6 protein-coding genes and 2 pseudogenes are annotated in these 5,984 nt (G+C 76.3%); 4 read left to right on the forward strand and 4 right to left on the reverse strand.

Annotated features, from left to right (window positions below; all coding sequences use genetic code 11):
• Together ACFV6I_RS27750 and ACFV6I_RS27755 are read right to left on the reverse strand one after the other, a co-directional pair.
• A partial coding sequence (locus ACFV6I_RS27750; protein ID WP_380428263.1) for a sensor histidine kinase occupies positions 1 to 817 on the reverse strand: 817 nt, incomplete at its 3' end.
• Positions 814 to 1,629: a response regulator transcription factor gene (locus ACFV6I_RS27755; protein ID WP_380428264.1), complete on the reverse strand. Its 816-nt coding sequence runs from the start codon at positions 1,627 to 1,629 to the stop codon at positions 814 to 816. The genes ACFV6I_RS27755 and ACFV6I_RS27750, both read right to left, overlap by 4 nt.
• 210 nt (positions 1,630 to 1,839) lie before the next feature.
• Here ACFV6I_RS27755 and ACFV6I_RS27760 point away from each other — a divergent pair.
• From ACFV6I_RS27760 to ACFV6I_RS27770, 3 genes and pseudogenes are all read left to right on the forward strand, one after another.
• Positions 1,840 to 2,520 (forward strand): annotated as a pseudogene (locus ACFV6I_RS27760) (glycosyltransferase family 2 protein); the annotation flags it as partial.
• A gap of 132 nt (positions 2,521 to 2,652) precedes the next feature.
• Positions 2,653 to 3,180 (forward strand): DUF2064 domain-containing protein, encoded by a 528-nt coding sequence (locus tag ACFV6I_RS27765; protein WP_244293582.1) that lies wholly within the window; start codon positions 2,653 to 2,655, stop codon positions 3,178 to 3,180.
• Complete coding sequence (locus tag ACFV6I_RS27770; RefSeq protein WP_380428265.1) at positions 3,177 to 3,833, forward strand: methyltransferase domain-containing protein; 657 nt, start codon at positions 3,177 to 3,179, stop codon at positions 3,831 to 3,833. Before ACFV6I_RS27765 ends, ACFV6I_RS27770 begins: the two co-directional genes overlap by 4 nt.
• 322 nt (positions 3,834 to 4,155) lie before the next feature.
• Here ACFV6I_RS27770 and ACFV6I_RS27775 read toward each other — a convergent pair whose 3' ends face one another.
• Positions 4,156 to 4,764: a cytochrome b/b6 domain-containing protein gene (locus ACFV6I_RS27775; protein WP_063346572.1), complete on the reverse strand. Its 609-nt coding sequence runs from the start codon at positions 4,762 to 4,764 to the stop codon at positions 4,156 to 4,158.
• Positions 4,748 to 5,461 carry a molybdopterin-dependent oxidoreductase gene (locus tag ACFV6I_RS27780; RefSeq protein WP_380428266.1) on the reverse strand — a complete coding sequence of 238 codons (714 nt, stop codon included), beginning with the start codon at positions 5,459 to 5,461 and terminating at the stop codon, positions 4,748 to 4,750. The genes ACFV6I_RS27775 and ACFV6I_RS27780 overlap by 17 nt, the downstream gene beginning before the upstream one ends.
• 265 nt (positions 5,462 to 5,726) lie before the next feature.
• Between ACFV6I_RS27780 and ACFV6I_RS27785 the strand changes: the two are divergent.
• Positions 5,727 to 5,984: pseudogene (locus ACFV6I_RS27785) on the forward strand (hypothetical protein); the annotation flags it as partial.

Here is a 5,984-nt window from a genome sequence, read left to right on the forward strand (position 1 = left end):
GCACCCGGGTGATCTCCCCGCTGTCCACCTCGTCCGGCTCGGCCGCCGCCGGCTCGTCGGCCACCTGCCGCCCCTCCAACCGGACGCCGCGCCGCCGGGCCAGCGGGTACGCCCCGGCGAGCGCGTCGTCCACCAGGTCGTACACCGAGACCCTGGTGAGCGAGAGGGCGAGCGCGCCCGCCTGGATCCGGGAGAGCTCGAACAGGTCGTCCACCATGCCGGTGAGCCGTTCGACCTCGGTGCCGATCCGCACCAGGTAGCGGTCGGGGTCCTCGGCGACGCCGTCCTCCAGCGCCTCGGCCATCGCCCGCAGGCCGGCCAGCGGGGTGCGCAGGTCGTGCGAGATCCACGCGACCAGCTCCCGGCGGGAGTGCTCCAGGGCCTGCTCGCGCGCCCTGGACTCCGCCAGCCGGGCACTGGTGGCGGCCAACTCCTCGCTCAGCGCGGCGAGTTCCGCGCCGAGCGGATGGTCGGGCGCGGTGAACCCGGCGTCGCTGCCGACCGTCCGGACGGCCTCGGTCAGCGCCCGGCTGCCGGCCACCACCTGGCGGCCGAGCAGCGCGGCGGTGAGCAGCGAGACGACGGCGGCCATGCCGAGCACCGTGATGACCACGCCGAGGTCGTGGGTGGACAGGAACATCGCCTGCGCCACGGCGAACGTCCCGGAGGTCACTGCGAGGACGGTCACGACCGCCACGCAGAACAGGGACAGGGCGACGGAGCGGCGGCGCAGCAGCCGGATCGCCGCCCAGCCGAGCAGGCCGGCTCCGCCCGCGCCGAGGGCGGCGAACAGGGCGATCAGCAGCAGGTCCTTCACTCCGCACCGCCCTGCGGGCAGGCCCGGTCGCGGGGAGCCGGATCGTGAGGCGCCGGATCGCGGGGCGCCGGATCGCGGGGCGCCGGATCGTAGCGGTAGCCGACACCCCAGACGGTGCTGATCAGGGCGGGCGCGGCCGGGTCGTCCTCGATCTTCTCGCGCAGCCGCCGGACGTGGACGGTGACGGTGGAGAGGTCGCCGAAGTCCCAGCCCCAGACCCGCCGCATCAGATCCTGTCGGGAGAACACCGTCCCGGGGTGCCGGAGCAGGAACGCCAGCAGGTCGAACTCCCGTAGGGTGAGGGCGAGTTCGCGCGCGCCCCGGTGGGCGCGGCGGGCCTTCGGGTCGAGCGTGACGTCCCCCGAGCGCAGCACCCCGCCGACCGTCCCGTCGGCCGTCCCGTCACCCGGCCCGTCGGCGGTCCCGCTCCCCGCCCGGGCGCGGCGCAGCACCGACTGCACCCGCAGCACCAGTTCGCGCGGGCTGAACGGCTTGGTGACGTAGTCGTCCGCACCCAGCTCCAGGCCGAGGATGCGGTCCGCCTCGTCGCCCTTGGCGGTGAGCAGCACCACCGGCAGCGCGGCGCCCCCGGCGGAGGCCCGCAGCCTGCGCAGCACCTCCAGCCCGTCGAGGCCGGGCAGCATGAGGTCCAGCACCAGCAGGTCGGGGCGGGTGCGCTCGGCGAGGTCCAGGCCCAGCGCACCGTCGGCGGCCCGGTCCACGTGGTGCCCGGCGCGGGTGAGGTAGCCGGCGACGACCTCGGCCACGGTCGGGTCGTCGTCGATCACCAGGATGTGCGAGGTGTCGTTCACCTCGCCGAGGATAGGAGGCCTCGGCGGTGGACGCGGACGGAAGCGGGCCCGCGTTCGCGTTCCGTAAGATCCGCCGCCCACCCGTAGCCCGCCCCGGCCTACCCGACCCGGCCCGGCCCGATCCGCCGGACGGGTCAGCCGCCGAGGCGTCCGACTTCCGTAAGGCTGCGCCGCCACCGCACCCCGCCGTCCCGCACTTAGCGTGGCCGGGTGACCTCACCCACCTCCCCCGTCTCCCCCGTCGACGTCGTGCTGCCCTGCCTCGACGAGGCCGCCGCGCTGCCCTGGGTGCTGGGGCGGATCCCGGACGGCTGGCGGGCCGTCGTCGTCGACAACGGCTCCCGGGACGGCTCCGCCGACCTCGCCCGCTCGCTCGGCGCGACGGTGGTCGAGGAGCCCCGGCGCGGGTTCGGCGCCGCCTGCCACGCCGGGCTGCGCGCCGCCACCGCCGACCTGGTCTGCTTCCTGGACTGCGACGGCTCCCTCGATCCCGCCCAGCTCCCGCTGGTCACCGGCCCGGTGCTGGCCGGCTCCGCCGACCTGGTGCTGGGCCGCCGCCGCCCGGCCACCGCCGGGGCGTGGCCGCTGCACGCCCGCCTGGCCAACACCGTCCTGGCCCGACGGCTGCGCGCCCGCACCGGCGCGCCGCTGCACGACCTCGGCCCGATGCGGGCCGCCCGCCGGGAACAGCTGCTGGCCCTGGGGCTCGGCGACCGGCGGTCCGGCTACCCGCTGGAGATGGTGCTCGCCGCCTCGGCCGCCGGGCTGCGGATCACCGAGACCCCCGTCGACTACCTGCCGCGCGCGGGCCGCTCCAAGGTCACCGGCACCCTGCGCGGCACCCGCCAGGCCGTCCGCGACATGCGGGCCGTGCTGGCCGCGCCCCCGCCGACCCTGCTGGTGATCGCCAAGTCGCCCGTCCCCGGCCGGGTGAAGACCCGGCTCACCCCGCCGTGCACCCCCGAACAGGCCGCCGCCCTGGCCGAGGCCGCCCTCGCCGACACCCTGCACACCCTGGGCACGATGCCGGCCGGGCGGCGCGTGCTCGTCCTGGACGGCGAACCGGGCGGCTGGCTGCCCCCCGGCTGGGAGGTCGTCGCGCAGACCGGCGGCGGGCTGGACGAACGGCTGGCCGCCGCCTTCGCGCACGCGGCCCGGGTGGCCCCGCGCGCCCCGGCGCTGCTGGTCGGGATGGACACCCCGCAGCTGAGCGCCGCCGCGCTGGCCGAGCCGCTGTCGGCCGCACGGCGGGCGGGCACGGACGCCTGGTACGGCCCGGCGGCGGACGGCGGCTTCTGGGCGCTGGGCCTGGCCCGGCCGACCGCCGAACTGGCCGCGCGCCTGCTGCACGGCGTGCCGATGTCCACCGCGAGGACCGGCGCGACACTCCTGGAACGCCTCGCCGCAGCCGACTTGACGATCCATCAGCTTCCATCGCTCACCGATGTGGACACCGTCGAGGATGCCCGCCGCGTCGCCGCCGAGGCCCCGGACAGCCGTTTCGCCGCCCAGCTGGTGACGGTCGGCCTGAAGCCGGAGGTGGCGAGTTGACGACCACCACCGCCTGGGTGGACGACCCGTTCGCCGACGCCGTCCGCACCGGGCGCGGCCCGCTCTGGCTGCGCCGCGAGGACGGCCACCGCCTCCGGCTGGACATCGAACGCTGGTGCGCCCCGGCGGCCGGCGCCGACCACAGCCTGCTCCGGCGCTGCGCCCGCCGTTCCGCGCCCGTCCTCGACCTCGGCTGCGGGCCCGGGCGGCTGGTCGCCGCGCTGCTCGCCCTCGGCGTCCCGGCCCTAGGCGTCGATGTGACCAGGGCGGCCGTCGCCCGCACGGTCGGACTGGGCGGCCCGGCGCTCTGCCGCTCGGTCTTCGACCGGCTGCCCGCCGAGGGCCGCTGGGGCGCCGCGCTCCTCGCCGACGGCAACCTCGGCATCGGCGGCGACCCGGACGCCCTGCTCCAGCGGGGCGCCGAACTCATCGCGCCGGACGGGCTGTTGCTGGTCGAGGTGGAGCCCGTGGAGGTGGACGAGCAGGTCACCGTCCAGGTCGAGGGCCCGGACGGCCGACTCGGGCCGGCCTTCCCCTGGGCCCGGCTCGGCACGGCCGCCGCCCTCAGGCGGGCCCACGCCGCCGCCGGGCTGGTCGAAGCGGAACGCTGGACCTCACACGGCCGCCGCTTCCTCGCCCTGCACAAGCGGTGAGGCGCACACGACCGCTGCTCCGGACGGCCACGGCCGCACCGCCCCCGGCGCGATCCCCGGGACGGCGGTGCGGCTGCAGCGCCGCTCGGACGGCAGGGAGGCCGGAAGGCCGCCCGCGATCGAGATCGACAGGGCGGCGAGGAGGAAGATTGGCGCCGGGGTCCAAGGAGCCTTGCAGGATGCCGGTCGTGCACCACGCGTGCGGCTGTCGCCCAACCGCCTCTTGGCCCCACGGTCAGGGGTGCCCCGGCGGCACCCTTCGAGGCGTCCCGGCCGAGCCTGCCACATGCCCCGGGCCGCGACAAGACGTCCGACCGGCCGCCTACTCCCGGCCCACCGGCCGCCACTGCGGGTGCTCGCGCTCGGCCCATCGGCGCTCCACCAGCCCGGTCCGCATCCCGAGCCGCGCCTGCGGATCCCGCCAGGCCATCCGGACGTGTCCGACCACCACGACGGCGATGGCGGCGGCCAGCCAGTCGTGGACGAAGGTCGCCCCGGTCCGCCAGGAGGGCGGGGCGAGGCGGGGCAGCCACATCAGCAGCCCGGTGCCGACGATCACCAGCATCGAGCCGAGCGTCCACTGCGCGTAGAGCTTCTGCCCGGCGTTGAACTTGCCCGCCGGCCGGTGCGGGGTGCGGCGCCGGACGGCGCGCAGCCAGTCCCAGTCCGCCGGGGTGAAGCGGCTCAGCCGGGCGGCGTCCGCGCGCAGCGCCCGCGAGGCGAGCCCGAGCAGCAGCGGCACGGGCAGCGCGAGGCCGCACCACACGTGCACCGTCACCACCAGCCGCCGGTTGCCGACCAGTTCGGCGAGCGGGGCGAGGTAGAGGCAGGCCGCCGTGGCCAGGCAGACGCCGGTCAGCGCGGCGGTCGTCCGGTGCACCCAGCGCTCGGCCCGGGTGAAGCGCAGCAGGAGTTCAGCCGGTGGGCGCATCGTCACGTCCGTTCGACCGGCCGACCCAGGCGTCGACGTCGTACCCGTTGCGCTCCCAGTAGCCCGGCTCCACCGAGCCGGTCACGGTGATCCCGGAGAGCCACTTTGCGGACTTGTAGAAGTACATCGGCGCGACGTACAGCCGCACCGGGCCGCCGTGGGTGTGGGAGATGGGGTTGTCCTGCATCCGCAGCGCGACCAGCACGTCGTCCCGTCGGGCCTGCGCCAGCGTCAGGCTCTCGGTGTACGCGCCGTCGAAGCAGCTGAACCGGACGGCCCCGGCCCCCGGCCGCACGCCCGCGGCGTCCAGCAGGTGCGCGAGCGGCACCCCCTCGAACGGGGTGTCCGGCACCCGCCAGCCGGTCACGCACTGCACGTCCCGCACGAGCCGCCGCTGCGGCATCGCCCGCAGGTCCGGCAGGCGGAACGTCGCGGGCTGCTCCACCATCCCGTCGACGCTGAGCGTGTAGTCCGCCACGCTCCGCTCCGGGACGGACGACACCACCGAGTAGTACCGGAATCCGTTGTTGCCCGGCAGCAGCCCGCTCAGTCCGCTCGGGTCCCGTTCGGCCAACCCCGACTCGGCCCGTTGCAGGTACGGCCCCGCCGCCACCCCGACGGCCCCGAGCCCGAGCAGCCCGAGCACCACCCGCCGCCCCACCGGGGTGCCCCTGCCTTCTTCGCCTGTTCTGTCCACGCCCCCGATTGCACCAGCCCGAGCCCGGCCGGCGCGAGGCCCGGCACCGGTCCGTCAGCCTTTCGTCATCTCCGCCAGCAGGGCCCCACGGCCGAGCGGCGGGGCAGCCGAGCGGCGGGAGATCGTTTTCCAGTCAAGTTCGACGATCTTTCGAATCCCGTATTCCCCCAGGTCCGACCGCGCCACTACGGTGCCACGCATCCCCGTTGTTCCCCTCTCCCCGGCCGGCCGCAACCGCCGGGGCTACCGATCGGACCGGTGCGCCGTGACCAGAATCCTCCGTCAGCTGTGGACCCACGCGGGAAGAGCGGCGGCCGTCGTCGCGCTCCTCGCCGCCGCCCTCACCGGCACGGCGGCCGGAACCGCCACCGCCGCCACCCCGGCCGCCCCCGCGGCAACCGCCTCGGTGGGCGGCTGGACCTGCCCCGGAACGCCCGTCCCGGACGGCTACGTCATCACCATGTTCAACTCCCGCGGCTGCAACAACCACGGCGCCTGGTTCCAGGCGCCCGCCCAGAACCGC

The sequence above is a fragment of the Kitasatospora sp. NPDC059803 genome, assembly GCF_042732255.1.
In the GTDB taxonomy this organism is placed as follows: domain Bacteria; phylum Actinomycetota; class Actinomycetes; order Streptomycetales; family Streptomycetaceae; genus Kitasatospora.